Annotated in this window: 27 protein-coding genes and 1 pseudogene; 10 read left to right on the forward strand and 18 right to left on the reverse strand. The window is 71.1% G+C overall.

The window, feature by feature from the left end:
* Positions 1–76: 76 nt before the first annotated feature.
* On the forward strand, positions 77–580 hold the full coding sequence (locus WMF45_RS31860) for a DUF6368 family protein (protein WP_437708809.1): 504 nt from the start codon (positions 77–79) through the stop codon (positions 578–580).
* A 42-nt stretch (positions 581–622) separates the two neighbouring features.
* Here WMF45_RS31860 and WMF45_RS31865 read toward each other — a convergent pair whose 3' ends face one another.
* The 5 genes from WMF45_RS31865 to WMF45_RS31885 form a co-directional block, all read right to left on the reverse strand.
* A complete protein-coding gene (locus WMF45_RS31865) occupies positions 623–1,480 on the reverse strand; it encodes a class I SAM-dependent methyltransferase (RefSeq protein ID WP_437719601.1) in 858 nt (285 codons plus the stop codon).
* Positions 1,481–1,672: 192 nt separating this feature from the next.
* A complete protein-coding gene (locus tag WMF45_RS31870) occupies positions 1,673–1,984 on the reverse strand; it encodes a hypothetical protein (protein ID WP_437708810.1) in 312 nt (103 codons plus the stop codon).
* 131 nt (positions 1,985–2,115) lie between these two features.
* Complete coding sequence (locus WMF45_RS31875) at positions 2,116–2,976, reverse strand: hypothetical protein (protein WP_437708811.1); 861 nt, start codon at positions 2,974–2,976, stop codon at positions 2,116–2,118.
* 76 nt (positions 2,977–3,052) lie between these two features.
* Positions 3,053–3,694: a hypothetical protein gene (locus WMF45_RS31880; protein WP_437708812.1), complete on the reverse strand. Its 642-nt coding sequence runs from the start codon at positions 3,692–3,694 to the stop codon at positions 3,053–3,055.
* A 95-nt stretch (positions 3,695–3,789) separates the two neighbouring features.
* Positions 3,790–4,314 carry an alpha-ketoglutarate-dependent dioxygenase AlkB gene (locus WMF45_RS31885; protein ID WP_437708813.1) on the reverse strand — a complete coding sequence of 175 codons (525 nt, stop codon included), beginning with the start codon at positions 4,312–4,314 and terminating at the stop codon, positions 3,790–3,792.
* Positions 4,315–4,532: 218 nt separating this feature from the next.
* On the opposite strand from WMF45_RS31885, the gene WMF45_RS31890 reads away from it, so the two are divergent.
* Together WMF45_RS31890 and WMF45_RS31895 are read left to right on the forward strand one after the other, a co-directional pair.
* Positions 4,533–4,853, forward strand: coding sequence for an ArsR/SmtB family transcription factor (locus WMF45_RS31890; RefSeq protein WP_437275476.1), 321 nt, complete (start codon positions 4,533–4,535; stop codon positions 4,851–4,853).
* On the forward strand, positions 4,850–5,623 hold the full coding sequence (locus WMF45_RS31895; protein ID WP_437708814.1) for an SRPBCC domain-containing protein: 774 nt from the start codon (positions 4,850–4,852) through the stop codon (positions 5,621–5,623). The genes WMF45_RS31890 and WMF45_RS31895 overlap by 4 nt, the downstream gene beginning before the upstream one ends.
* On the opposite strand, the gene WMF45_RS31900 is transcribed toward WMF45_RS31895, so the two are convergent.
* Positions 5,607–6,137, reverse strand: coding sequence for a DUF6000 family protein (locus WMF45_RS31900; RefSeq protein ID WP_437708815.1), 531 nt, complete (start codon positions 6,135–6,137; stop codon positions 5,607–5,609). The genes WMF45_RS31895 and WMF45_RS31900 overlap by 17 nt on opposite strands.
* Before the next feature lie 17 nt (positions 6,138–6,154).
* Positions 6,155–6,370, reverse strand: a pseudogene (locus tag WMF45_RS31905) (phage integrase N-terminal SAM-like domain-containing protein); the annotation flags it as partial.
* 106 nt (positions 6,371–6,476) lie between these two features.
* Between WMF45_RS31905 and WMF45_RS31910 the strand changes: the two are divergent.
* The 6 genes from WMF45_RS31910 (at position 6,477) to tpx (ending at position 12,871) form a co-directional block, all read left to right on the forward strand.
* Entirely contained in the window at positions 6,477–7,016 is a 540-nt protein-coding gene (locus WMF45_RS31910; protein ID WP_437708816.1) for a tetratricopeptide repeat protein, read from the forward strand.
* A 156-nt stretch (positions 7,017–7,172) separates the two neighbouring features.
* The gene (locus WMF45_RS31915) at positions 7,173–8,531 is read left to right on the forward strand and encodes an endo-1,4-beta-glucanase (protein WP_437708817.1); all 1,359 of its coding nucleotides are present in this window, start codon (positions 7,173–7,175) and stop codon (positions 8,529–8,531) included.
* Positions 8,532–8,892: 361 nt separating this feature from the next.
* Complete coding sequence (locus tag WMF45_RS31920) at positions 8,893–10,119, forward strand: hypothetical protein (RefSeq protein ID WP_437708818.1); 1,227 nt, start codon at positions 8,893–8,895, stop codon at positions 10,117–10,119.
* A 106-nt stretch (positions 10,120–10,225) separates the two neighbouring features.
* Complete coding sequence (locus WMF45_RS31925; protein ID WP_437708819.1) at positions 10,226–11,527, forward strand: SGNH/GDSL hydrolase family protein; 1,302 nt, start codon at positions 10,226–10,228, stop codon at positions 11,525–11,527.
* Between the two features lie 264 nt (positions 11,528–11,791).
* Positions 11,792–12,163, forward strand: coding sequence for a hypothetical protein (locus tag WMF45_RS31930; RefSeq protein WP_437708820.1), 372 nt, complete (start codon positions 11,792–11,794; stop codon positions 12,161–12,163).
* A gap of 213 nt (positions 12,164–12,376) precedes the next feature.
* Positions 12,377–12,871 carry a thiol peroxidase gene (tpx, locus tag WMF45_RS31935; RefSeq protein ID WP_437708821.1) on the forward strand — a complete coding sequence of 165 codons (495 nt, stop codon included), beginning with the start codon at positions 12,377–12,379 and terminating at the stop codon, positions 12,869–12,871.
* Positions 12,872–12,969: 98 nt separating this feature from the next.
* On the opposite strand, the gene WMF45_RS31940 is transcribed toward tpx, so the two are convergent.
* Positions 12,970–14,439, reverse strand: a complete 1,470-nt coding sequence (locus tag WMF45_RS31940; RefSeq protein ID WP_437708822.1) for a cytochrome P450 — start codon at positions 14,437–14,439, stop codon at positions 12,970–12,972.
* Positions 14,440–14,589: 150 nt separating this feature from the next.
* On the opposite strand from WMF45_RS31940, the gene WMF45_RS31945 reads away from it, so the two are divergent.
* The gene (locus tag WMF45_RS31945) at positions 14,590–15,468 is read left to right on the forward strand and encodes a 1-acyl-sn-glycerol-3-phosphate acyltransferase (protein WP_437708823.1); all 879 of its coding nucleotides are present in this window, start codon (positions 14,590–14,592) and stop codon (positions 15,466–15,468) included.
* Positions 15,469–15,519: 51 nt separating this feature from the next.
* Here WMF45_RS31945 and WMF45_RS31950 read toward each other — a convergent pair whose 3' ends face one another.
* The 10 genes from WMF45_RS31950 to WMF45_RS31995 all read right to left on the reverse strand — a co-directional run bounded on the left by WMF45_RS31950 (position 15,520) and on the right by WMF45_RS31995 (position 26,517).
* Positions 15,520–16,572: a glycosyltransferase family 4 protein gene (locus WMF45_RS31950; RefSeq protein WP_437708824.1), complete on the reverse strand. Its 1,053-nt coding sequence runs from the start codon at positions 16,570–16,572 to the stop codon at positions 15,520–15,522.
* A gap of 83 nt (positions 16,573–16,655) precedes the next feature.
* Entirely contained in the window at positions 16,656–16,901 is a 246-nt protein-coding gene (locus tag WMF45_RS31955; protein ID WP_437708825.1) for a DUF6755 family protein, read from the reverse strand.
* Between the two features lie 8 nt (positions 16,902–16,909).
* Positions 16,910–17,425, reverse strand: a complete 516-nt coding sequence (locus WMF45_RS31960; RefSeq protein ID WP_437708826.1) for a ubiquinol-cytochrome c reductase iron-sulfur subunit — start codon at positions 17,423–17,425, stop codon at positions 16,910–16,912.
* Positions 17,425–18,093, reverse strand: a complete 669-nt coding sequence (locus WMF45_RS31965) for a 4Fe-4S dicluster domain-containing protein (protein WP_437708827.1) — start codon at positions 18,091–18,093, stop codon at positions 17,425–17,427. The genes WMF45_RS31960 and WMF45_RS31965 overlap by 1 nt, the downstream gene beginning before the upstream one ends.
* A complete protein-coding gene (locus WMF45_RS31970; protein WP_437708828.1) occupies positions 18,090–20,315 on the reverse strand; it encodes a molybdopterin oxidoreductase family protein in 2,226 nt (741 codons plus the stop codon). Before WMF45_RS31970 ends, WMF45_RS31965 begins: the two co-directional genes overlap by 4 nt.
* Before the next feature lie 24 nt (positions 20,316–20,339).
* Positions 20,340–21,425, reverse strand: a complete 1,086-nt coding sequence (locus WMF45_RS31975; protein ID WP_437708829.1) for an MFS transporter — start codon at positions 21,423–21,425, stop codon at positions 20,340–20,342.
* Positions 21,422–21,844 carry a Rieske (2Fe-2S) protein gene (locus WMF45_RS31980; RefSeq protein ID WP_437708830.1) on the reverse strand — a complete coding sequence of 141 codons (423 nt, stop codon included), beginning with the start codon at positions 21,842–21,844 and terminating at the stop codon, positions 21,422–21,424. Before WMF45_RS31980 ends, WMF45_RS31975 begins: the two co-directional genes overlap by 4 nt.
* A 103-nt stretch (positions 21,845–21,947) precedes the next feature.
* Positions 21,948–24,485 carry a nitrite reductase large subunit NirB gene (nirB, locus tag WMF45_RS31985; protein ID WP_437708831.1) on the reverse strand — a complete coding sequence of 846 codons (2,538 nt, stop codon included), beginning with the start codon at positions 24,483–24,485 and terminating at the stop codon, positions 21,948–21,950.
* Positions 24,486–25,127: 642 nt separating this feature from the next.
* Entirely contained in the window at positions 25,128–25,526 is a 399-nt protein-coding gene (locus WMF45_RS31990) for a 6-pyruvoyl trahydropterin synthase family protein (protein WP_437708832.1), read from the reverse strand.
* A gap of 22 nt (positions 25,527–25,548) precedes the next feature.
* Entirely contained in the window at positions 25,549–26,517 is a 969-nt protein-coding gene (locus WMF45_RS31995; protein ID WP_437708833.1) for a zinc-binding dehydrogenase, read from the reverse strand.
* Positions 26,518–26,573 lie beyond the last annotated feature (56 nt).

Here is a 26,573-nt window from a genome sequence, read left to right on the forward strand (position 1 = left end):
GACGGACGAAGCCTCGAAGCTCGGCGGATGCGACGCCTCGGTGGACCGCCATGGAGCGAGAGCGTACGCTCCGGGAATGGCCGGTCCCGTGGCGTCCGTGTTGCTGCCGTCGAAGATGAGCGTGGAGCGAGTCGCCGCGCTTCGAAGTGGAATCTCGCGCATCGCCGATGAGGTTCGTGGGGACGACTTCTGGGTTGACCGACGCCGGTTCATCCTGACCGTTGGGCCCGAATATCCCGAGGCGATCTCCGAGGTCCTCGAGGCGGGCCTCCCGGAGGTGCTCGGATGGTCGCCAGAAGACGTCGTTTCATTCGCCGCGATGTGCAACGACGACCAGGACCATCGATTGCTTGCCAGGTTGTGCATCGACCTGGTCGAGGCGGAAGGTGGAGTTATCGACTTCGGTGGGCCGCTGGCGATCGGTCCACAGCTGGACGGCCTTGAAGACGACAAGCCCGTCAGGGTCGAGAATCCAGGTGGGGTCACGGGCGTGCTGTTCGTTACGGCGCGCTCCCACTACGGAGACGCGGCGCTCGCGCGCTCCTGGCTACGGCACGCGAGCTTCCGGATGGTGAAGTAGATGCAACTCGGATCGGTCCAACGACTGGTTCGACGGCCTGATTCAGGTCGTCGCCACCAGCAGCTCCTCTGAATTGTTCGGCGGACGAAGGCCATCCGTCCTGCCCGCGAAGTAGCGCTGGGCAAGCGCGGCGGCCGATACGTGCTGGACCTCTCTGAAGCCCGCATCTCGGGCCAGCGCCAGCATCTCTGCCGGGGTGAAGAAGCTGATGAACGGCGTGCCGTTGGCTCTGGCCCCCGCTGCCGCGCGCTCGATCCCGGGGCGCACCTCGGGATCCGCCAGCTCGATCGGGAGCATGAACGACACGGCGAGCGTGGAGCCCGGTGCGAGCGCCGCGACCTGGCGCAGCGTCGCCGCGATGGCGTCCCTGGTCAGGTACATGCTGACACCGGTGGACGCCACCACCGCCGGCCGCCCCGAGTCGAAGCCCGACGCCGCCAGCCGCTCCCACCACGCGTCCCCTGCCTCGAAGTCGACCGGAACGAGCCGCAGGAACGATGGGACGCCGAGGCCGAGGTCGATGAGGCGCTGGCGCTTCCATGCCTGGGGGCTGGGCCGATCGATCTCGAACACGAGCAGGCGGGAGGCAAGCTCCGGCCGACGCTGGGCGAAGGTGTCGAGGCCCGCGCCCAGGATGACGTACTGCCCGACGCCACGGGCAGCCTGTTCCGCGACGAGATCTTCGACGAAGCGGGCGCGGGCCAGGATGGATGCGCGGAAGGGCCGCGTGAATGGGCTCATGTCCGGACGGCCGCGCCAGCCGTCGTCCGGAGCCGCCAGCTTCAAGCCGACGTCGTCTTCGAACACGTACGGCGGCGCGTCGGCTTCCACGTGCAGCGCCCGCCACAAGGCGACCCGAACCGCCGTGTCGTCTGGAGCCGCCGCTTGTTCATCCTGCATGACGTACTCTCTCCTGGTTTCTGATTGTTGGCGGCCAAACAAGATGGAATCGGGCGGAGCTTCTACGTTCGCGCCGCTCCCTGCGATCGGCCACAGTCCACGTAGGATTCAGGCTTGCCATCGGGATACACGGCGAAATCGTGTTCCATCTTCAGCTCGTCGTCGTCGACGATGATGGCGCGCGCCGTCTCATCAGCCGAAGTCAATTTCGCAGGACGTTGGGTCCAACGCGTGCAGCGCCCGAAGCACGCCGTCGATCCTCTCGACCATGAACGCGTCGTTCGCTGTCGCCCACGTCCGCAAAATCTCGAGCTCCGCGACGATGTCCGGGAGATCGTCGGGGGAAACCGTGGAGAGCGCCCCGTCGTGGAAGTGCGAGACGTATCGCAGGCCGAGATGAGCGCACGCGGGCAGCCAGCGACGCTTGAAGTAGTCGTTCGTGGCGATGGGCACGACGTCGAAGGCGCCGCTGTCGTGGTGCTTGATGCCCAGCGAGACCGTCATGCTCCTCCTTCGCGCAACGGTACGCAGATCCTCGCCGCCGCGCAACGCCCCCACTCGGCCCGCTGGCCGGGCGGACCTGCCGCGGCCGGGCAGAGCCCGACCATCGGCAGCAGCCATGAGTCAGGCTCAGCCTATTCCTTCCCCAGCAGCAGATCGATCACCCAGCAGCCGCGGACGTGCGGCGCCTCGCCACGGCAGTGGCCGAGCACGTCGGCGTCCTCGCACCCGGCCTCCAGCAGGGCGTCGGCCAGGATCGGCATCGGCCCGAAAACGCGGCTCTCGTACATCTGTCGGGCCAGCGCGACGGCCGTCGAGGTCCGCCAGCCCGGGTCGAACGCCACCGCGCGGAGCGGGTTGCCAAAGATGTCGCGGAGCAGCTCGGCCTGGGCGTGCTCTTCCGCGGCGCTGCTGGCGGTGAATGAAGCATCCCCAGACGCGGCGCCAGGATTGGCCATGGCAGCAGCTGCCAGATGAGCGTTGGACGAGGCGTAGTACGCGGCCTTCGGAGCCTGCGGCCGAACCACCTGAAAGCTCAGGGCCAGTGCGTCGTGCGTCGGTTGGAGCGAGATACGTTCGGCCCCATGGGACGCCCGCCACCTACCCTCCAGAGAGTCGAGCGCCTGCCGGACCAGAGCCTCGGCTGCCTGAAGCTCCTCCAGCGTGGCCAGGCCATCGGCGTGGCGGCTCGCAGTTTCCACTGCCGCTTCTGCGAGCTCATCGGGGAGCAGGGCGCGCACGCGGTGATAACATTCACAGGCGAACAGCCGCATCTTGCGGTCGCTCCCCCTGCACGCCGGAAACGTCTTGATGTCCGCAATCCGCAGCTCTTTCGGACCGAGTCCGAGCAGGAAGCGGAGCATGGGATGGGTCCGAGTACATACCAACCATTCCGTCTCGATCATCTGGCGTGTCCGGCCAGAGGGAGCGTGTAACACATTCGCGGCATCGATTCCCCTGTTGCTCGGCGGCGGGTTGGCCTTCTTGGTCGTCACCGGTCGACCTGCTCTTTCTGAGCGGTGATCAGCCGGGTCAGCGCTTGCATCGCAAGCTCTGGGAACGGCTCCGAAACTATCCGGTGGCTTCCCGCGGCGCTGGATGCCCTGTGGCCGCGAGCGCCGCGGCTGCCGCCAGCTTGTGGTTGGCCTGCCAGGGCGGACCGACCGATCGGCCCATCGCGGACAGAAGATCGCTCACGTCGTCGCGGCCGAGCGCCGTTGCAGCGTCGCGAAGCACGCGCTCGCGGTCGTACCAGCGCACGGACCAGCCGCGCGCTTCGGCCGCGGCCGCGAGGGCCTGGCGATACATGACGGAGTCGGCGACGGTCTGCGCGCGATTGTCGGCGATCCGCTCCTCGGTCGTCGGCGGGAGTTCGGGGCACACGCGGATCGCGATGCTCGCGATCGGCACGGGCACCGCCGCGGCCAGCGCCTCGAGGCCCTCGCGCGCGCCGCGCGCGGCGGACGCTCGCACGCGTTCGACGAGCGCCACGGCGTCGGCGAGCGAGAGCGCTCGCGCTCCCGGCGTGTTGAGGTAGCGGCCCACCGCCCACGACCCTTCGTGGTGATGCGGGTGCGTCGGCAAGCCCTCGGTGAGGTCGATGCGCCGGCGATCGAGGAGCTCGCCGCCGGGCGCGAGAGTGACGAGCACCGCCGAGTTGCCGTGCTCGGCGACGCCGACGGTCGCGGTTCGCTGCGTTCGTCCTCTCGCCACCTCTCCCTCCTTCGGGGGCGCGCCCCCGCGGCTGACGCCATCGCTCACTCTCGTCCGGGCAACGGCCACGAGCTTACCAGGGAAGCTCGCCACGTTCACCGAGACAGGAATCGGAATGTGAGGCTGATCCGCGGGCCCGCGGCCTCGACGGCGAGGACCGCATGTTGCCACCCCTCCTGAACGCTGGCGCGCATGATCAGGAGCGAGCCGGGCGCCAGGGCCATGTCGTGCCTCTCGTCCCGGCGACGGCTCCGGCGGAAGGTGAGGACGCGAGGGGCGCCCAGCGACAGGATCGAGGTCGTCGTCCCAGCCACGACGCCGGCGCTGGAATCCGAGTGGAAACCAATCTTCGCCGTCCCGTCGGCATAGAAGTTGGCGAGGCAGTTGTTGATCAAATGCCCCACCACGCCGGCGAGGCGGGCCGCGGGGTCCTGCACGAAGGGCGGCATCTCGCAGTCCGGGTAAGAGATGCCCGAGTAGTTGTACGCCACCCCGCACGAGGCGGTTCGACGTGAATGCATCCGGTCATCCCACGAGAGATTCCGCTCCGCCATGTCGAACATGGCCGCTGGATCCGCGACGAATCCCTCCACGTACTGAACGTCCAGGTCTTCCGGCATGAGTCGCTGCGATCGATAGAGTAGAGGAGTGGTCGCCGCCCGTCCAACGGCCTGCGGCGCGCGGCGGCGCTGCCCACGGCCGTCCACGGGCGCGGGGGGTGCGAGCGCAGCGGGCAGCTCTGCCGACGTTGCGCAGCGCACGACCGGCATGCGGGGGCTCTTCGACGCGCTTGACAAGCCCAGACCACCGCGATACTGGTAACCCAACGGTTACCTATATGGCCCCCGCGAAAGCCGACATCGATGTGTTCTTTGTCATCGCCGATCCAACCCGTCGCGCGATCCTCGATCGTCTGCGCGCGGGTCCTGCCCCGGTGAACGAGATCGCGGCCGACTTCTCTCAGAGCCGCCCCGCGATCTCGAAGCACCTCCGCGTGCTCAAGGCATCGCGGCTGGTGACCGAGGAGAAGGTCGGGCGCGAGCGCTTGTACACGCTGCGACCCGCGCCGCTGCAGAAGGCGATGGCATGGCTCGAGGGCTACCGCGCGTTCTGGGGCCGCAATCTCGAGTCGCTGAAGCGTTACCTGGAGGATACATGACAGCCAAGAGCATCCGAGCCCGTTCGATCGCCGATGTCGCGCAAGGGACGATCCTCGCTCGCATCGAGATCGCCGCGCCGCCGGAGCGCGTCTTCCGCGCGCTGACGACCGACGAGCTGACGAAGTGGTGGGGTTCTGCGGAGCTGTATCGCACGACCGCCTTCACGATCGACCTTCGCGCCGGAGGGGCCTGGCGGACCGATGGCGTGGGGGCAGACGGGAAACCGTTCCATGTCGGCGGCAGGGTTCTCGAGCTCGATCCGCCTCGAAGGCTCGTCCAGACATGGGAACCGTCATGGGATGCGGACGCGCCGCCGACGACGGTCTCCTATCTCCTCGACGCCATCGAGACGGGTACGCGCCTCACGGTCCGGCACGCTGGATTCGGCGCCCGTGTGGCATCGTGCGAGAGCCACGCGGCAGGTTGGGAGCGTGTCCTGGGTTGGCTCACGAACCACGTCGCGCCGCAACCGGAGCCGCGGTTCTTTCTCTGTCGGCTGCTCCCGTCGCGCCCGACCTTCATGCAGGACATGACGGCGGATGAGCGCGCGGTCATGCAGGCGCACGGCAAATACTGGCGCGGCAAGCTCGCCGAGGGCCACGTGATCGCCTTCGGACCCGTCGCCGATCCGGCGGGCGGATGGGGCGTCGGCATCGTTGCCGTCCGCGACGAGGCCGAGCTCCGTACGTTCCAGAGCGAGGATCCCGCGATCACGTCAAACATTGGCCTCCGGTACGAGGCGCTGCCCATGCTCACGGCCGTGTACTGACGGCTGATGGATCCAGGGCACCCAACTCCCGGCCGTGCTCGGATACTTTCCAGAGCTCAGGAGCCTTCAGAAAGGGCACCGCGCGATTCGCGGCCAGGCGAGCGTCGAGCCATACCAAGGATCCCACAGCCCACTCTTGATCGTACTCGCGATCACCGACCGGCAAGTACGACTGGAGATAGAGCGCCAGCGCATCGGATGCAGGGTGATCCTCGTAGCGCGCGGTCGCGACAGAGAAGCCCTGTCCCGCATAGCAGGTCGCGCTGGCGAGCAGTCTCTCTCCGATCACGCCTCGAAACGTCGCGAGCCGACGGGCCGCGATGATCCATGCCGCCGTCAGCTGCTCGCGCCACGATCCGTTGAGCCAGTAGCCAAGCTCGCGATCGGGGAGAGACGTCACCGCATCCAGGAACTGCCGCGCGAACGCATGCCGCCGCTCCGGCGGCTCGTCGAGGAAGTTCGCGTGCAGAAGGAGCAGGTAGAGTGGGGATCCGCGCCTTGACCAAGCGTCCATACGGTTAGTTTGGCTAACTATCCATCGATCGGCCAACCGAAGCCGTTAGGCCAGGTCTGTCCAGCTCGTCGCTTTCTGTGCCTTCCCTCACGAGAAATCCCACGCACCGGCGCTGCGCTGCAACGCCCCAATGCTGTGATGGCGGCGAGGGCCTGGCTCTGCGTCGAGGCGCTGACGTGCTGGTCGGTCGCCAGTCGCGCGAGAAACGCCTCGACGTGGGCCAGCCCGAGGTCGCGCTGACAGCGGCTGCCATCGCACCTCTGCGGCTCTCCCCTTCCTTCGCTCGCCGCTGGCTCCGAGCGCTACCGCCGGCCGCTCCTCCGCGCTACGTTCGCCGCCGTGGACGCCCCCCGACCGTCCGGCGCTCGCCGCGCGCTGCTCATCGGCCTCCCCGTCGCCGCGCTCGCCGCGGCAGCCTTCCTCTTCGTGGGTCGCGACGAGCGCCCCGCGCCGAACGCGCGCCCGCCGAGCGCCGAGTCCCGCGTGGCCCGTGAGCCGCAGCGCCGCGACGAGGCGCCCGTCGTCCCTCCCGCTCCCCCGCCGGCCGCTGCCACCGTGAGCGCCGCGGCACAGGAGTCGGAGCCGGCGCCGGACACCGACCCCGAGGCCAGCATCATCGACCGCATGCGCGCCGCCTTGACGACCAACCCCGAGGAGGTGCTCCGGCTCGACGACGAGGCGTCGCGCGACTTCGGCGACAGCCCCCGCGCCGCCGAGCGCGGCCTGCTCCGCGTGCGGGCGCTCGTGCGCCTGGACCGGATCGGCCAGGCCCGCAGCCTCGCGGAAGACCTCATCGAGCGCTACCCGGACGATCCCTCGGCGAAGAGCGCGGCCGCGTACATGGGGATCCACCCGAGGCCCCGCGGGCCGTCCAGGTAAGCGGCGATACCGCGGGTGCCCTTCGAAGCTCACGTGATATTCATCAGGGCCGCTGAGACCACGATCTTGTAGCAAGAGCAGAACGTTGCGCAGTGAGTCACTGAACCGATTAAGAGTTCGGGCTGGTCCGGCGCGTGTTTCTGGTGATAATCGGGCATGCGCAACTGGCTTCTTCTTGTCGGGGTTCTCCAGCTCTCCGTGGCTGGATTCGGCTGTGGCGACGGATCGGACGGCGGCGGCGAGGGCGGCGCCGGCGGCGAAGCGGGGGACAGCGGCCCCGCCGGGAGCAACTCCTCGGGCGCCGGGACACCTGCGAGCTCGGGCGCGGGCGCCGGAACACCCGCGAGCTCCGGCGCGGGCGCGGGCTCATCCACGGGCTCCGGCGAGCCCACCGGCGGGCCCGCGAGCACGGGCAGCGGCGATCCCGTGGCCGGCAGCAGCACCGGCAGCGGGGGAGAGCCCGGCGAATGCGCCGGCGCCGGCGAGGACGAATGTCCGTTCGAGGCAGGGGTCGAGATCGCCTGCCGCCTTCGCTTCATGTACGGCGTGAACTACGCCTGGCGCGACTTCGGCGCCGATTTCGGCGGTCAGTCCAAGTGGAGCCAGACGGGCATCTCGGGCAAGAAGAGCCAGGTGCTCGCCGACCTGCAGGACATGCGCGCCAACGGCGTGGACGTGGTCCGCTGGTGGATCTACCCCCGCTTCTACGGGGACCAGATCAACTTCGACGGACAGGGCAACCCGACCGGGCTCGGCGGCACCTCGACGCAGGACATCCTGGCGGCGCTCGAGCTCGCGGACCAGGCGCAGGTCAACGTGATGTTCACGCTGTTCTCCTTCGATGGCTTCTACAAGACATCGCACAACCCGCCGAACGGCCTGTCGGTCGCGAGCATGGGGCCCCTCGTCGCGGACGCGGGCCGGCGCGCCAAGCTCATCGAGAACGTCGTCCGCCCCATCGCCCGGACGGTGGCGTCGAGCCCGCACCGCGACCGGATGCTGGCCTGGGATGTCATCAACGAGCCCGAGTGGGCGATGACCGGGCCGAGCCTCTACGGCGGCGACCCGGCGTTCGAGGGGGACTCCAGCAAGTTCGATCTCGTCACACACCAGCAGATGGAGGCGCTCGCCAAGGAATCGGCCGCCGTGCTGAGGGGAGAGACCGGCGCGCCCGTGAGCGTCGGCAGCGCCGCCATCAAGTGGGGTCAGGCGTGGACGCGCTCGGACGTCGACTTCTACCAGGTCCACATGTACGGCTGGGTCAACGACTACTTCCCGTACAACAAGCCCCTCTCCGAGTACGGCCTCACGGACAAGCCGGTCGTCATGGGGGAGTTCCCGATCAACATGGCGGAGATGGACGTGCGCTACGACAAGTTCGTTGGCGACCTCTACAACATGGGGTATGCGGGCGCGCTCTCGTGGTCGATCACCGATCGGGACTTCTCGTGGTCGTCCAACAAGACCGCCGTGAAGGCGTTCGCCGATCAGCACCCCTGCGAGACGCGCTACTGAGCGCTGGGTGAGCGCCGCTGCCGGCGGCGCTCATCTTCCCTGCTTCCCTGCCCCGGCTCCGAACTGGGCCGCTGAGCCGGCCCGGCGAGCTCGTCCTCGATGACACGAGCCGCGCCTGCGTGACAGCTTGCCCCAGCGTGTGGCGCATTGTCACGCGGCGGCGCGATCCGGCCGAGAAGCCGTCTGTCGGGGCGCTGGCGCGCCTCTCCCCTCGACAGGGTTTCAACTGGGCACGTCGGTTGCTGAAGTTGTTGAAGCTGCTGAAGCTGAACAGGTGGAAACGGGTGGGCCCGCTGCTCGCGGAGGTGACCGCCTCCGTGCGGCTCGCGAGTTGTTCACCAGCACCCAGAGGGAGAGCGAGATGGCACGAGATCGCTACGAGGGCCGGGATTTCCGGGACGAGGGGCCGCGCGACGACTGGCGTCCCCGGGACGAGCGGTGGCGCGCGCCGCGGGACGACGATCAGCGCGGATTCCGCGGTCACGAGGGGGACCGCGACGCGTTCGAGCGAGGGTCGTACAGCCGCGGCAACTACGCGAACCAGAGCGGCGGCAGCCGGCAGGGAGAGCTGGGCCAGCTGCCGCGGCCGTACGGTCAGCAAGGGCGGGGAGATGGGAGAGACCCGTGGAGGGCGGGCGGCCAGCAGGCGCGGGACGAGCGCGGCGGCTCCGAGAGGCGCTGGCAGGAGCAGGGGGGCGCCGGCGCGCGCGGCTACCGTGAGCCCGAGGAGCGCCGCGCCTACGGACAGGACAGCCCCTCGTGGGAGGGGATCGGCGGGCGCGACGATCACTTCAGCGGGCGGGGTGCCGAGGACGAGCGAAGAGGGTTCGGCTCCGTGCAGCGAGGGCGCGACGAGAACCGCGGCTGGCGCGACGAGAACCGCGGCTGGCGCGATGAGAACCGCGGCTATTACGGCCGCGACGCGGGCCGCGGATTCTCCGGACCGGACGAGGACCAGGGCCGCGGCGCCTACGGGCGCCACGACCACGGCCGCGACGAGGAGGGCCAGAGCCGGCGCTACCAGGGCGACAACCACGGGCGAGACGACGACCGGGGCCGCGGCCATGCGCGAGACGACTATCAGGGCCGCGGCCATGCGCGAGACGACTACCAGGGCCGCGAGCGCTACCAGGGCCGCGACTACGGGCGAGACGATTACCAGGACCGAGAGCGCTACCAGGGCCGCGGCTACACCCGAGGCGACAACCAGGGCCGCGAGGATCAGTATCGTGGCCAAGGCTACGGGCGCGGCGAGGACCAGGATCGATATCGAGGCGGCGACGTGAGAAACGCCCCTCGCCACCAGGACGGCCGAGGCGACCACGGTCGCGGCTACCTGGGCCGCGGCGAGGAGCGCGAGGGCCGCGGCCGCAGCGAGGAACGCAGCGGATACGGCGACATCTACAATCGCCCGGAGCGCCGGCCCGGGTTCGGCCGCTTCATGGGCGACGAGCTCCCGCAGGGGTACTCGACCCGCGTCCACGAGCGCGACGACGTGCGCGCCTCGCAAGGCCAGGGCCACGAGCGCTCCCCCGCCGAGGACAGCAGGCGGTCCAGGTACCAGAGCCAGGACAGGACCTGGAACTGAGATCAACCGATCTCCGCAGCTCGACGCCCGCGCTGCGGTGTCTGCCCCTGCGCGCAGGAGGAGATTCGAGTTGTCCGCGCCACGGACCTAGAGCATCCTCGCGCGCATGAAACGACAAGCTTACTCCAATCTCCCCAGGCTCGCTTCCATCTGCTGCATCGCCTGGTCGGCGCTGGCCGGCTGCGGTGACGACGACTCGAATGCAACAACTGGAACGACGGGCTCGGGCGGTGGCTCACCCACCTCGAGCAGCGCCTCCGGCACGGGCGGCGACGGCGGCACGGGCGACGGCGGCGGAGGCGGCGACGGCGGCGGTGGCGCGGACCCCGGCACGGCCTCGTCGAGCGCGAGCGGCGCGGGCGGCGCAGACCCCTCCGGCGACACCATCCGCTTCATCGGGCGCTTCGATACGACGAAGGCGGAGGGCCCCCGCTTCTCCTGGGCCGGCAGCGCGATCGTCACGCGGTTCTCGGGGACGTCGATCGGCGTCCGCTTCAACGACGAGTCGACCGCGGCGCAATCCAACTTCTTCCAGGTGGTGATCGACGGCGAGGCGAAGGGCTTCATCAAGGTCAACAGCGAGGAGGATCTCTACACGGTCGCAGAAGGGCTGCCCGACGGCGAGCACGACCTCGTGCTCCACCGCCGCACCGAGCCGCTGGTCGGCGTGTCGCAGTTCCTGGAGTTCGTCCCGGAGCAGGGCGAGGCGCTCCTGCCGGTCCCGGCGGCGCCCGCGCGCCGGATCGAGGTGATCGGCGACTCGATCTCCGCCGGCTACGGCGTCGACGGCGCCAACGAGACTTGCCCGTTCACGAGCGATACGGAGAACAACTACCTCGCCTACAGCGCCCTGACAGGCCGGCTGGTCGGGGCCGACACCACGATCGTCGCCTGGTCCGGCAGAGGCGTGTACCGGAACTACGACGGTGAAGTCGCGCCCACGATGCCCGAGATCTACGGCCGGACGATCGCCGACGAGGCGCAGCCCGCATGGGACTTCTCGTCCTGGGTGCCGCAGGTCGTGGTGATCAACCTGGGCACGAACGACTTCAGCATCAACGTCCCGGGCGACGCCCATTTCCGCGGGCCGTTCACGGAGGCCTACGCGGGCCTCGTCGAGACGGTCAGGACGAACTATCCGGACGCGTTCATCTTCTGCACCATCGGGCCCATGCTGAGCGACTCGTACCCGGAAGGCGCCCAGGCGCTCACCAGGGCGCGCTCCTACATCGGCCAGGTGGTGGAGGACCGGAACGAGAGCGGCGACGACAAGGTGCGCGTCCTCGAGTTCCCTGCGCAGGACGGCGCGACGAACGGACTCGGCTGCGACTACCACCCGAGCGTCAAGACGAACGCGCTCATGGCCCAGCAGCTCGCGGAGGCCATCCGCGAAGAGCTCGACTGGTAAGGGCGGCGCGGGGCCGGGGCATCGTGCCACCGGCCCATCGCGACCGCTGTGGCACGACGCACCACGCATTCTAGGCCCCAGCGCAGCGCGCACCTCGCAGGGAGCGAGCGCCGGTCCCATCCGCTCGCCGTGGCGCGCGCGGATCGGCCATCCAGCGTCATGGTACACGCGGTGCATCTCTCGCCATCAGAACAGCGGAAGGGCGGCGGCGCCGAGAGCGCGTGAGAGCGCGTGAGAGCGCGCCGCCGAGCGAGGAGATCATCCATGCAGACCAAGCGAGACAGCTCCCTGCGGGCCATGGGCAGGAACCACAGCCATGATTTCATGGAGGCGGCGCGCAGGAGCGCCGGTCGCGCGGAGAGCCGAGATGCGTTCATCCCCGACCCGGGCGACGGCCCCACGGAGGTGGTCGACGAGCTCGCCGAGCAGATCGCCGAGCAGTACGTCGCCTCGGCGACTTCGGGCAGGGGCGACACCACCGAGGACTACGAAGACAGGGTGGAGCCAGAGGAGATCGGGGGCCCCTTCGTCATCACGACGGCCGAACAGGAGATCGGGTACAGCAGGGACTCCACGAACCCCGATGACGGCGAGGTGGAGCCGTTTCCTCTGGTCCATCGCTCGCCCCTCCGCTGATCGCGCGCTCGTCCGCGCGCAAACGATCGACGATCGCGCGACGATCGCGCGACGCTCGCCCGGGCAAGACCGCCCGGCCAGCGCAGCGCCGCGCGCCAGCCGAGCGGAGCTCCGGCCGGGGCAGCCTGGCTGGTTCTGCTTGGCGTCCGCCCTCGGCGCGCCTACGAGAGGCGCTGCCGCACAGCTGCACAGAGCACAGAGGAGGACGCGACCATGGCTGAGACCAAGTTCAAGGGAAGCCCCATCCACACCACCGGCGAGCTGCCGTCCGTCGGCGCGACCGCCCCCGACTTCACGCTCGTGAAGACCGACCTCTCCGAGCGAAAGCTCTCGTCGTACGCCGGCAAGAAGATCCTCAACATCTTCCCGAGCGTCGACACCTCGGTCTGCGCGAGATCCGTGCGCACGTTCCACGAGCGCGCCGAGAAGCTCCCGGGCGTGACGGTGCTCAACATCTCGGCGGACCTGCCGTTCGCGCACGCCCGCTTCTGCGCGTCCGAGGGCATCTCGAACGCGGAAGGCCTGTCGACGTTCCGGGGAGATTTCGGCCAGAAGTACGGCGTCACGCTCGTCGACGGGCCGCTCGCCGGCCTGCTCGCGCGCTCGGTCCTCGTGCTCGACGAGCAGAACAAGGTGCTCCACGTCGAGCTCGTCCCGGAGATCGCGCAGGAGCCCGATTACGACGCGGCCCTCGCCAAGGTGCAGTGAGCCGGAGCGCCCGCGCACGCCCGCCACGCGCGCGGGCGCCTCGCGATCTCACGCGCTTGCGCGCCTCGTGATCTCACGCGCTTGCGCGCCTCGTGATCTCACGCGCTGGCGCGCCTCGTGAAACGGATGCGCAGCCCCTCCGGCTGCATCGCGAACGCCATCCGCTCCCGCACCGGCGCTGTGTGATCCGCGAGGTGCACCGTGAAGCTCCGGAGCACCATGCCGACCGTCACCGCGCACTCCAGGAGCGCCATCGCGCGCCCCGGGCAGACGCGCGGCCCGCCGCCGAACGCGAGCGCCATCCTCGGCTCGTGGGGCAGCGTCGACGGCGCGCCCCCGAGCCAGCGCTCGGGGCGAAACGACTCCGGATCGCCGAAATACTCGGGCTTCCTCCCCGTCGCGCGCGTGAGCGCCACGACGCCGGCGCCGGCGGGCACGGCCACGTCGCCCACCGCGGTGTCGTGGTTCGCCTCGAGGAAGAGCAGCGGCGCGGCGGAGCGCAGGCGCAGCGTCTCCTGCGTGACGGCGGCCGTGTACTCGAGGCGCTTGCACTGCTCCAGCGTCGGGATCAGCCCGCCGCCGAGCACGCGATCGACCTCCTCGCGGGCGCGCGCCTGCACGTCGGGGCGCGAGCCCAGGTAATAGAGGATCCACGCGAGGGTGTTCGCGGTGGTGTCCTCGCCCGCGAGCAGCATCGTGAGCACGTTCGCGTAGACCTCGGCGTCCGAGAGGCGCGCCCTCGGGTCCTCGCCGTCCCGCGCGGCGATCATCAGCTCCAGCAGCGTCCGCGGGCGCGCGGGCCGCTCCGCGCCGCCCTCGATCTCGCGCCGCGCGGCGGTCACGAGCTCGAGGATGAGCCGCTTCACCGCGACCAGGGCGCGGTCGTAGGCGCGGTCGGCGGGCAGGCCCAGGTAGCGCCAGTAGGGCAGCGGCGCGAGCATCCGCCGGTTGAGCCCGAGGAACACGCGCTGGAGGTGCTCCTGGAGCGCGTCCGCCCCGCGCTCGAGCGTGTTGAGATCGCGGCCGAAGGCGACCGACGAGGTGACGTCGACCGAGTAACGCATGAGATCGCCGAGCACGTCGCGGGCGGCGCGCTCGTCGGCCGCCCGCGCCCAGAGCTCGCGCAGCCGGCCCGTGATGTCGCGGATGCTCGGGAAGAAGCCCTCGACATGCCTCGGATGGAACGTCGGGTGGATGAGCTGCCGCTGCTTCCGCCACACGTCGCCGTCCGCCGAGAACAGCCCGACCATGTCCGCCTCGCGCGACACGGCCTCGATGGCGCGCACCCGCCGGAACACCGCGGGGCGGCGCTGGAGCACGTCGCGCACGAGCTCGCCGTCCACGACGACGAGGACCGGCTGCCGGCCCATCCGCACGACGAACAGGTCTCCATGGGCGCGCCACCACCGCTCGAACTCGAGGTGCCAGCGGTCGGGGTGGAGCGCGAGCAGATGGCCAAGCACAGGCAAGCCCGGCGGCCCCGGGAGATCCGCGAGCGTCCGCCGAGGGCGCGCAGCCGCGTCGCCGCGGCCGATCGCGTCCTCCAGGGCAGGGAGCGTGGCGTTCATGCCCCCTTCATACAGAGGCGGTGCGCCCCGACGCAAACCCGACAGGCGCCAGAGAGGCGAGAGAGGACGCGCCCCATCGCGCTGGACGATGTCGGGCGGGCGGAGCGCCTGTGCTGGCGAGGTGGCATCGACACGGAGTAAGACGCGGACATGACGGAGCCGCTGGAGCGAGAGCTCGCGAACCTGTCCGGCGCGGAGATGGTGGCGGCGCTCGGCCTCGACGGGGCGCCGGCGTGGGTGCGCCGGGCCGGGCGCGCGGCCTTCGCCGTCCCTTCGTGGCCGCTCGGGCGCGTGCTCGCGCGCTTCGATCGGCGCACCGGCGAGGCGGGGCTCCACGTCGCGGCGCGGGAGGCGCTCGCCGGCTTCGGGGCGCGCTGGACGGCCGACGCGGCGCCGCCGTCGCGCGGGGCGCTGCTCGTCGTGTCGAATCACCCCGGCGCCTACGACGCGCTCGCGCTCATGGCAGCGCTCGGCCGGGAAGACCTCATGATCGTCGCGGCCGAGCGGCGGTTCCTGCGGGCGCTGCCCCACGTGAGCCGGCGGCTGCTCTTCGTGCCGATCGACGAGGGCGGCGCGATCGCGCTCGCGGCGCGGTCGGCCGGCGTGCGCCGCGCGCTGCGGCACCTGCGCCGCGGGGGCGCGCTGCTGCACTTCCCCGCGGGGCGCATCGAGGCGGATCCGGCGTTCGCGGGGCAGGGCGACGCGCTGCTCGCGGCGTGGCAGCCGAGCGCCGGGGCGCTGCTGCGCGCGGCCGCGGCGGCGGGAGGGCGCGCCGCCGTGGCGATCGTCTCGGGGGTGCACTCGCCGCGGGCGAAGCGGCTGGCCATCACGCGGTGGGCCGAGCGCCGCGGGATCACCACGCTGGCGCCGCTCCTGCAGGCGGCGCTGCCGGGCTTCGACGACGTCGAGGTGCGGGTCCGCCTGGGCGAGGCGCGGGACGCGGCGGAGGTGGCGCGCGGGGCCCGCGACGACGCGGCGCTCACGCGGCGGCTGAAGGACGATGCGGCGGCGCTGCTCGCGGGGGCGTGACGGCCCGGCGCCCCGGCGCGGCGCGATCCTGCCCGCTCTTGGCCGAGCCGGTCATCCGCTCACCCGCTCATCCGCGCGCGCGAGCGCCGCGCGCACCGCGGCCGCGGTGCCGTCCCAGGTGGGCAGCGTCGCGGCCCGGACGGCCGCCGCGCGGCTCATGCTCGCCCGGAGAGCGCCGTCCTCGAGGAAGCGGGCGAGCGCCGGCGCGGGGCCCTCGACGTCGTCCCAGAGCAGCGCCTCCGCGCCGTCCTGGACCGCCTCCGCGATCGCGCCGGCGCGGGCGGCGAGCACCGGAACGCCGGCCCGGACCGCCTCCGTGAGCACCATGCCGTAGCCCTCCAGCGACGAGGGCAGGACGAGCGCGTCCGCCGCCGCGAGCTCGGCCGCGAGCGCCTCGTCCCCGAGCACGCCGGGCGTCGAGACGCGCGCCCGCAGGAACGCGGAGCCGGCGATCGCGCGGCGCACCCGCCCGGCGTAGGCCGGGTCGCGCGCCGCGTCCCCGATGAGCACGAGCGTGGCATGCGCGCTCCCGACCCGCTCGAACGCCGCGAGGAGCTCCAGCAGCCGCTTGCGCGGGATGAAGCTCCCCACGAACAGGAGCCGCAGCGGGCCGCCGTCCCGCCGGGCGCGGGGGAGCAAGGGGAGCCGGTCCGCGCCCGGCGTCGCCACGTCGACCCGGGCGAGCCCGAGCTCGCGCCGGAGCCGCGCCGCGGTCGTCGCGCTCGTCGCGAGGTGCGCGTCGCACAGGCGGATCACCGCCGCCTCCGCGAGCGAGAGCGCCGCGCGCCGCGGGCCGGGCGGGAGCTCCCACGCGCTCAGGTGGTGCACGAGGAGCGCGCGCGCGATCCGCCGCGGCAGCGCCGCGAACGCCGGCCCGAGCTCCCGGAAGCAGAGCTCGTCGCCGACCACCACGGCGGGGTCGATCCGCGCGAGGCGCCGCGCGAGGGCGAGGCCGGCGAGCGCCCGCGACCGCGGCGCCGGATCGAGGGACACGACCTCCACGGCGTCGCCCCGGGCGCGCAGCCGCTCGACGACGAGCCGATCGTAGATGTAGCCGCCCGTTGTCTGGTCGAGGGCGCCGTAGACGATCCAGGCGATGCGCATGCGTCAACCCAGTACCACGGGACCTGGCCAGCCCCGCGCGGGCGGCCAGGCGCCGCGCCCGGGCGTCACGCGTCGCGCGGCGGCTACCGGCGCGCCCTCCACGCCGACAGCTCCCCCGCCGCGACGAGGCCGGCGCCCAGCGCGAAGCACACCAGCGAGGTCGCGAGCGCGGGCAGCGGGATGTCGCGATCGCCGCCGTTGTACGCCTCGACCGTGGACGTCAGCAGCCAGTACTGGAACGCGCAGAGCATCGCCACGGCGAGCAGCCTCGCGCCCATCGCGCCCTTCGCTCCAGGGCGCAGATCGTGTTTCGGTCCAGGGATCGGCATCGCTCACCTCACGTCGCACGCCGCCGCGAGAGGCCTACCGCGAACACCTTGCCGCCCTCGACCTCCAGCGCGATGCGCCCGAGCGGACGCAGGTCGCGCGGCGGACCGGACGTGCCCTCGCCCGAGGCCACGTCGAAGCGGCCGTTGTGGCAGTAGCACCGGAGGCACTCTTCCCCGCCCTCCCGCGCATAGGAGACCGGACATCCGAGGTGGGAGCACTTCTGCTCGAACGCCAGGAGCTCGCCGTTCTCGCGGCGGATCAGCAGCGCCGGCGTCGTCTCGTCCGGGTAGCGAAAGATCACGGCGCTCCCGGGCGCGAGATCGCCGACCCGCGCGATCTCCATGCGGCCGGACGGCTCCGCGGGCGGGCGGCGCGAGCGGAGGTACACCACGGCGTTGCCGGTCGCGAGCCCGCCGCTCAGCAGCACGAGGAAGCGGGCGAAGTCGCGGCGGGTCACGTGGTCATCGCCCTCGGACTCGTAGGGGAAGTCTTCTCGCCACTTGGGCAGATCCTCCGCGCCCATCACAGAAACTCCGCCTCCGGCCCCGCCTCCTCCGGCGCGCGCCCGTCGCGCGCGCCCGCCGCCAGCGCGGTCGCGAGCGCCGCGGGGCCGCCGCCCTCGTCGAAGGCGGGCAGGTCGACCGCCATCTCGTCCACGTCGTGCGGCACCATCACGTGCACGCGCGTCGCGATCCGCTGCTTGCCGAAGCGCCAGCGGTTGATCGGCTTGCTCGCAGGCCGCTGCTGCGCGATTTCCTCGCGCGTCCCGTAGAAGAGCGCGCCCGTAGGGCAGACCGTCGCGCACATCGGCTTCTTCCCTGCGCTCGTCCGGTCGAAGCACATGTCGCACTTCTGCATTTGCTGGATCTCCATCTTGATGATCGGGACTCCGAACGGACACGCGAGCTCGCAATTGCCGCACGAGATGCACCGGGGCTTGAGGCTCGAGTGCACGATCCCGTGCTCGTCGACCTTGATGGCGTCCGCGGGACAGACCGACGCGCAGGTCGGATCGGCGCAATGCATGCAGACCATCGGCGCGGTCTGGAGCGACACGCCCGGCGCGACCAGGTCCACGTGCACCATCGGCAACCCGCGGTGCGTGTGGCACTCCGAGCACGCCGCGGCGCACGCCTGGCAGCCGATGCACCGCTGAAAATCGATGAAGAAATCACGCACCACAGCGCTCATGAGGCCTCCAGCTTGAGCTCGGCGAACAGCGACCGCGCCAGCTCGGCTTCGCCGCGCGTGGCGGCGCGCACCCTGCACGCCGCGACCTTGAACTCCGGCATCTTGCTCACGGGATCCAGCGCGCGGACCGTGAGCTGGTTGGCGGCGAGCTTCTCGGGCCAGTGGTACGGGAGGAACACCGTATCCTGGCGGATCGTCTCGACGATCCGGAGCGGGACCGTTATCCCGCCGCGCCGGGTCTCGACCGTGACCAGCTGCCGATCTACGAGGCCGAGCCGCGTCGCGAGCGCGGGGTGCATCTCGCAGATCGGCCCGGGGCTCTTCTCGACAAGGAACTTGATCCGCCGCGTCTGCGTCCCGCTGAGGTAATGAAACACGCTCCGGCCCGAGGTCATGTACAGCGGAAACTCCGCGTCGGGCACCTCCGCGCTCGGGCGGTAAGGCGTGGGGAGCAGCTTGAACTTGCCGTCGGGGTGGTAGCTCCTCCCGTCCTCGAAGAGCCTCGGGGTGCCCGGGTGCCCTTCCGACGGGCAGGGCCAGAACACCCCCATCTCCCGCTCCACGCGCTCGTAGGTGATGCCCGCGTAATCGGCGGTCCCTCCCGCGCTCGCGCGGCGCAGCTCGTTGAAGACGTCCTCGCTGCTCGAGAAGCGGAAGTGCTCCTCCTTCCCGAGCCGCCTCGCGAGCTCGAGGAGGATCCACGTGTCCCGCCGCGCGTTGCCGGGCGGCTCCACGGCGGCGCGGACGCGCACCACGCGGGCCTCCGCCGTCGTCGAGGTGCCCTCTTCCTCCTCGTGCAGCGAGCCCGGCAGCACGACATCGGCGTAGCGGGCCGTCTCGCTCATGAAGAAGTCGATGACGCAGAAGAACTCGAGCCTCTCGAGCGCCTCGCGGGCGAAGCCCGTGTCGGGGTGGCTGACCATCGGGTTGAAGCAGATGTTGAGGAGCCCGCGGATCCCGCCCGCGTGGATCGCCTCGACGATCTCCACCGTCGTCTTGCCCTTGCGCGGCAGCTCGGCGTCGGAGATCCGCCAGACATCGCAGATGTGCTTGCGGTGCTCCGGGTTCTCGATGTCGCGGTTGCCGGGGAGCTGATCGCACTTGTGCCCGTGCTCGCGCCCGCCCTGCCCGTTGCCCTGCCCCGTGATGGTCCCGTAGCCGCAGCCCCTGCGGCCGATCCTGCCGGTGGCGAGCACGAGGTTGATCAGGCCGAGGACGTTCTCGACACCCTTCGTGTGCTGCTCCACGCCGCGCGCGTGCAGGAGGAAGCTCGTCTTCGCCTGCCCCCACGCCGCGGCGACCTCGCGGATGAGCGCCGCCGGGACGCCGCAGATCTCGCCGGCCCACTCGGGCGTGCAGCGCTCCACCGAGGCGCGGAGCTCGGCCCAGCCCGTGCAGCGCTGCTCGACGAACTCCCGGTCGAACCAGCCGTTGGCGACGAGCTCATGGAGCAGCGCCTGGTTGAGCGCGCTGTCGGTCCCCGGGCGAAGCGCGACGTGGTGGTCGGCGGTGCGGGCGATGGGCGTCTCGCGCGGATCGATCACGATGAGCTTCGCTCCCCGGTCGCGCGCCTTCCAGATGTAGTGCGTCAGCGTCGGGAAGCATTCGCTCACGTTGGTGCCCGCGAGCAGCACGACGCCGGCCTCGGGGATGTCGTCCCACGGGTTCGCGACGCGGTCGATCCCGAACGCCTTCTTGTTCCCCGCGCCCGCGGAGACCATGCAGAACCGGCCGTTATAGTCCAGGTTGGCGGTGCCGAGCGCGAGGCGCGCGAACTTGCCCACGAGGTAGCTCTTCTCGTTGCTCAGCGAGACCCCGCTCAGCATCGCGAACGCGTCCTTGCCCCGCTTCGCCTGGATCGCGCGCGCCTTCGACGCGACGAGATCGAGCGCCTCGTCCCAGCCCGCCTTCCTGAACCCGGCCCCCTCGCGGATCAGCGGGTCGGTCAGGCGGTCGGGGTGGTGCGTCTGCATGTACCGCTTGACCCCCTTCGGACAGAGCCGCCCCTCGTTGAACGGGAACTCCTCCCACGGCTCGATGCCGATGACACGGCCGCTCTTGACCTGCAGCTTCACGCCGCACTGCATCCCGCAGAAGCAGCAGTGCGTCTCGACCAGCCTGTCGGGCTCGGGCTTCGGCCCCCACCCGGTCACGGGCGAGTCCGAGACGTGCGGTCCGTACTCACGAATGTAGTCGGAAATAGGCAATCTCAGGTGAGCCATATGTCGTCTCCTCGGCTCCGTTACTCACGAGAAGCGGCCGCAGCGCGCGCGGTGGTGCGCGCGGCCGATGAGCATCCGCCGGCCCCGCGGGGAGATCTCGCTCCACGCAGGTCCGGTCCCCGTCCGCGCCGCGTAGTCGAACCCCACCTCCTCGAGCACCCCTTTGAGATCGTCGGTCTGGAGCTTCGCCGCGAACGCCTCGCGCGTGACCGGACAGACCGCCTTCTCGCCCCGGTCGCCCGCCTCCTTGTAGAACGTGACGCCCACCGACGCGGGGCGCTGGAACACGTGGAAGAGCTTGCCGAACGGCAGGTAAACGAGCGTCACGATCACGGTCAGCGCGTGGAGCTGGGCGAGCGCGCCGTAGAAATACCCGTGCAGCCACTCGTAGCTCACCCAGAGCAACAGCCCGCTCGCGCTCACGGCGAAGAGCAGGAGGAGCGGCAGGAGGTCGCGCTCGAAGCGCTGTGCCGCCACCGCGCCGCCCTCCCGCATGCGGCGGAGCATGGCGAGCATCACCCCCGGCATGACCATGAGGCCGCTGACGACGAGCGCGTGAAAGACCGCCCACCCCACGATGCCGTGGACCGGGATCTCCGAAACGGGGTATCCGAAGAGCACCACGCGATAGACCGCGCCCGCGCCGGACTCGAAGTGAAGCCAGCCGAACACGAGCGGGAACGTCACGGCCGCGGCGAGCGCGCAGCCCCACGCGATGAGCATGTGCGCGATCCACCGGGTCAGGCCGCGGCGCAGGATGAAATCCTGCGCGATGATCTTCGACCACAGCGCCTTGACGACGAGCGTCGGGCGGCGAATGCGCGGCCAGCGGCGCGGCGAGAAGAGCACCTCTACGCCGCGGACCCAGAACTTGCGGGTCGGCGGCTTGCTGAGCCAGACGGAGTACCGGTAAACGACCCCGAAGGTCATGAAGAGGCACGCGAAGGTGTAGCCCACGAGCGCGGAGTCGAAGTCGGCGAGATCGCGGCTTCCGAGGACGATGAGCGCCGCGAGCGCGGCGGCGGCGACGGTCCCGTTGCGGACCGCGCCCCAGTGCGCGAGCGGGGCGCGCTGCGGCGCGAGGATGGCTTGTACGGTGCCGTCCATCATGCGCCGCAAGCTCCGCGCTCGCTCCGCAGCAGCGCCAGCGCGGGTCGCTCCTCGCGCGGAAAGGGGGAGCAGCCCGCCTCGGGGCGCGAGAGGCGGACGAGGATCTCCCCCGACGCGCTCAGCTCCACCTCGAAGCACGCGAGCGCGCTGCACTCGGCGCCGATCGGGTGACCGGTCGACAGGTCGAAGGCGAGCCCGTGAAGAGGGCACTGGACGACGTTGCCCCCGAGGAGCCCGTCCGCGAGCTGCCCTCCCCGGTGAGGGCAGCGCGCCTGCACGGCGAACAGCTCCCCTGCCCGCGTCCGGAACACGGCCACCTCGTAGCCGTCGACATGAAACGCCTTCCCTTCTCCTTCGGGTATCTGGCCCAGGGGGCCAAGGTTGAAGACAGCCATCTCCTTCAGCGCGACCTCACTCATCACCCGAGCTCCTCCCCTGCCGGCGCGTGTGCCGGCCGGATGCCCCCCTCGCCTCCGCGGGCGCCGGGCGCTGGCCCGGCGCTCCTCTCCGCCGATCCACCGCCTATTCCGCCTGCGCGGGCGCGCCGCTCGGCGGCGGGAGCAGGGTCGTGAACTGGGACGGATGGATCGGGCTGTCGGCCTCGCTCCAGGGGTCCGCGTAGGCGTCGACCGAAGCCTGGACCTCCGCGTCGAGGCGCGCCGCGACCCCTTCGGCGTCGTCCACGATCACCCGCCGCACTCTCTCGATCCCGACCCGCTCGACGAAATCGTACGAGCGCTCCATGTACCTGGCCTGCTCTCGGTAATACTGCATGAAGCGGCCCGCGTACCTGATGACCTCCTCCTGCGTATCAACCACGCAAAGCAGATCTCCCTTCCTGACGCGCGAGCCGGCCCCGCCGCCCACGTAGATCTCCCACCGGCCTCCCTCGATGGCGACGGCGCCCACGTCCTTGGTCGTCGCCTCCGAGCAGTTGCGAGGGCAGCCGGCGGTGGCGAGCTTCAGCTTATGGGGCGCCTCGAACCCCTGGAATCGGCGCTCGATCGCGATGCCGAGCGCCGTGCTGTCTCCGACCCCGTAACGGCAGAACTCGCTGCCGACGCACGTCTTGCATGTGCGGAATCCCTTGGTGTAAGCGTGACCGGACGGCATGCCCAGGTCGCGCCACACGTCCGGCAGCCGCTCCTTCTCGATGCCGAGGAGGTCGATCCGCTGGCCGCCCGTGATCTTCACCATCCTCGCCTCGTAGCGCTCGGCCACGTCGGCGATCTTCCGGAGCTGGGCGGGCGTCGTGACGCCTCCATAGATGCGCGGGATGACGCTGAACGTCCCGTCGCGCTGGATGTTCGCGTGCACCCGATCGTTGATGAAGCGCGCGTCGCGCTCGTCCTCGTACTCTCTCCCCCAGATGCCCTTGAGCAGCGAGGCGAGCCCCGGCTTGCTCGCCAGGTCCTCCTGCCCGCCCGCGAGCTCCCGGAACACGGACGAGACGCTGCGCAGCCCGCGCTCCTTGATGAGCCGGACGAGCTCCGGCTTCGCGTAGGGCACGCCGGGCACGTAGTAATGGGCCGAGGGGTCCTCCGCCGCGCCGCTCCCGAGGACCAGCTCGAGGACGGCCTGCACCTGCGGCTTGCACGCCCCGCAGCCCGACCCGGCGCGCGTCGCGGCGCACGCCTGCCGGAGGGTGCGGCACCCGCCCCGCGCCGCCGCGGCGATCTGACCCTTCGAGACGCCGTTGCAGTTGCATATCTGCGCCTCGTCCGGCATGTCCCCCACGCTGGGCTCGCCCGCGCCGGCGTGGGCCCCTGCGGAGAGGAGAGCCGCGCGATCCTCGGGGATCTTGAGGCCCCGCTCGAACGCCTGGAGCAGCCTCCCGCCCGGCGCCCCGCCGCCGAGCAGGATGGCGCCCGCGAGGGTCCCGTCCCGGATCACGAGCTTCCGGTAAATCCCGCGCGACGGCTCGGCGTAGGCGACCTCTTCTTCCGCGTCGCTCGCGGCGCGCTGCTCCCCCATCACCAGGAGATCGACGCCCATCACCTTGAGCTTGGTGGAGACCTTCGAGCCCGCATACGCCGCGTCGGGCCGGCGCTCCGTGAGCCGATCGGCCAGGATCTGCGCCTGTTCCCACAGGGGAGCCACGAGCCCGTAGGTGCGCCCGCGGTGCTGGACGCACTCGCCGAGCGCATGGATGTCCGGATCGTCGGGCGAGCAGAGGTCGTCTCCCACGACGATCCCCCGCTCGACGGTGAGCCCCGCGTCGCGCGCGAGCTCTGCGTTCGGGCGGATGCCGGCGGAGATCACCACGAGATCGCACGCGAGCTCGCTCCCGTCCTCGAAGCGGAGCCCCTCGACCCACTCGTCTCCGAGGATCTCCCGGGTGGATTTCTCGAGGTGGACGGCGAGCCCCATGTCCTCCAGCGCGCGCCGGAGCACGGCTCCGCCGGCCGCGTCGAGCTGGACCTCCATGAGGTGCTTCATCAGGTGCACCACGTGCACCTCCAGGCCGAGCCCGAGCAGGCCCCGCGCGGCCTCGAGGCCGAGGAGCCCGCCGCCGATCACGGCGGCCCGCCGCGACCGCTTCGCGTGCTCGAGGATGCCGCTGCAGTCATCGAGCGTCCTGAACACGAAGACCCCGCTCTTGTACCCTCCCCCCTCCCGCTCCAGCCCCTCGATCCTCGGCACGAAGGCGCGGCTCCCCGTGGCGATGACGAGCTTGTCGTAGGCCTCGGCGACGCCCGAGGCGCCGCGGACAATCTTGCTCCTGCGGTCGATCGAGGCGACCCGGACCCCGGCGTGGAGGCGGACGCCGTTGTCCTCGTACCAGGACAGAGGGTTAATGAAGATCTCCTTCGGATCCTGGATTCCCGCGAGAACGTTCGACAGCAGGATACGGTTGTAATTGCCGTACGGCTCATCGCCGAACATCACGATTTCGAAGCGGTTTCTGCCCCCCCGCGCGACGAGCTCCTCCACGAACCGCGCGCCGGCCATCCCATTGCCGATCACCACGAGGCGCTCCCTCTCCCGTTTCAGGACCGCCTGCCCCCTCCTGCCGGTTGTGCCTCCCTCGACGACGGCAGATCCAGGTTCATCGCTCATGAGATCCAGTCCTCCTTGCCCAGGCAACCGTCCGACGCGCGCTGCGCGCGTCCCCGAGCGCTATCGCCCGCGGTCCCACGCGAGCGCTCGTCGGGTCATCCAGTACAGCGGCCCTCGACGTCACGAGGACGCGGCGGAGCAGGCTCGGTCGCGTTCTCGCATCGAGTTGCTGATGCAACATGAATACAAAAATCGATCCAGCCCCGCGCGGGTCGCCTTGATGTGCGGCGCCTTTGTGGCCCAGAAGACGGAACGGGGGGGTACCGGGTTCCGGACGTCGTGACGAATTATGAGGTTCCGATCGCATACCGCGAGGCACCACGGGTCTCCTCCGGGCGCCCCCGGACGGGCTACATGGCGTCTCTGTGAAGATCGCTTCGTCAGAGGAATAAGGGGGTCTCCGCCTTGTTATGCGGCGAATTCGACTGCCCTGTTCCCGCGCGAGCGCCGGAGCAGGCGCCGAGCCAATGGTCGCTCGGCCTCGGACGGACAGGCGCGCCTCACCGGGCTCAGGGGCGCTCGGCTCTGCCGGACGAGCGTCGCTAGCGGCCTGAGGCCGGAGAGAGCACGCGAGAAGGCCTGCAGTTAATGAAGCGGGCTCGGCCGACCGTTCGGACGACGCAGCAGCTCGTCAGACGGAGCCTAGAGGTCGCGCTCGAAGCCCGCGTATGCCGTGGGCGACTCGCGGACGAGCACCCGCAGGGTTGCGCCCGAGCAAGGCGCCTCTCCCGCGGGCAGCCTCGCGATCTCCTCGGCGAGCAGGCCGGCCACGTGCTCGGCCACGCGCTCGGTCGTGGAGGTGCGCCCGGGGAAGGCCGGGTGCTCGTCGAGGTTCGTGTAGTCGATCGTGTCGAGCACCCGGCGCAGCGACGCGTGCAGCGCGCCGATGTCCATGACCACGTGGTGCGGGCCGAGCGCCTTCGCGCGGATCTCGATCTCGACGGAGTACGTCGCGCCGTGCATCCGGGTCGCCGGGCCGAAGAACGGATCGGAGAAGCTGTGCGCGATCATCACGTGATCGCTGACGCCGAGGAGGAACATGGCGGTGGCTGGCCTCTGACTTCTAGGGTGCCTCTCGCGTAGCCGATCGTGCGCCGTACCGGAAGACCGTCTGCAGCCGCGCCCCGGGCTCGGCCGCGAGCTCCGCGTACACGGACGGCGCCGCGTCGAGCGGGACGGACGGGTCCAGCAGCGCGTCGAGCGCCGGGTCTTCGAGGAGGGCGCGGACGAGCGCGAAGCGCCGCGCGTGGTCCCAGCGGGGCGCGCGCTCCGGCGGGATCGTCGAGACCTGGCTCGCCCGCAGGCGCAGGCGCCGGCGGTGGAACTCCGCGCCGAGCGCGACCGGGCTCGTCCGCGCCCCGTAGAACGACGCGACCGTCACCGTCGCCTCGCGCGCCGCGTGCGCGATCGCGCGGTCGAGCTCCTCCGGATGGCCGGTCGCGGCGATCACGACGTCCGTGTCGCCGCGCGGCCGGTCGTCCTCGGGCCGGAGCGCCGCCGCGGCGCCGAGCGCGAGGCCGACCTGGCGCCGCCGCTCGCTCGGCTCGACGAGCCGGACCACGGCCCCGGCGCGCCGCGCGAGCGCCACGATGAGCAGCCCGACGACCCCGCCGCCGAGCACCACCACGGCGTCTCCGAGCCCCACCCCCGCGTCCCACACGCACGTGATCGCCGTCTCGAGGTTCGCGGCCAGCACCGCGCGCTCGGCCGGGATCGAGCGCGGCAGGCCGCGCGCCGCGCCCGGCCCGAGCAGGTGGAGATCGCCGTGGGGCGCGAGCGCGAAGACGCGGTCGCCCGGCCCGAGCGCCGCGCCCTCGCCGCGGGCGACGACCTCGCCGACCCACGCGTAGCCGTAGCGGCGCGGGTAGGTCGGCGCGCCTTCAGCGTCGGGCGCGTCGAGCGAAGGGTCGAACGGCGTCGGCCCCTCGCCGCGGAAGAGCAGCAGCTCCGTCCCCTGGCTCACGCCCGACGCGAGCGCGCGCGCCACGACCTCGCCGGGCCCGGGCGCGCGCGGCGCGGCCCCCGGGCGCACCTCGACGAGCCCTGGCCGGACGAACCAGAGCTCCCGGGCGGGGGGCGGGGCGGCGT

The sequence above is a fragment of the Sorangium sp. So ce448 genome, assembly GCF_051520915.1.
GTDB classification, from domain to species: domain Bacteria; phylum Myxococcota_A; class Polyangia; order Polyangiales; family Polyangiaceae; genus Sorangium; species Sorangium cellulosum_B.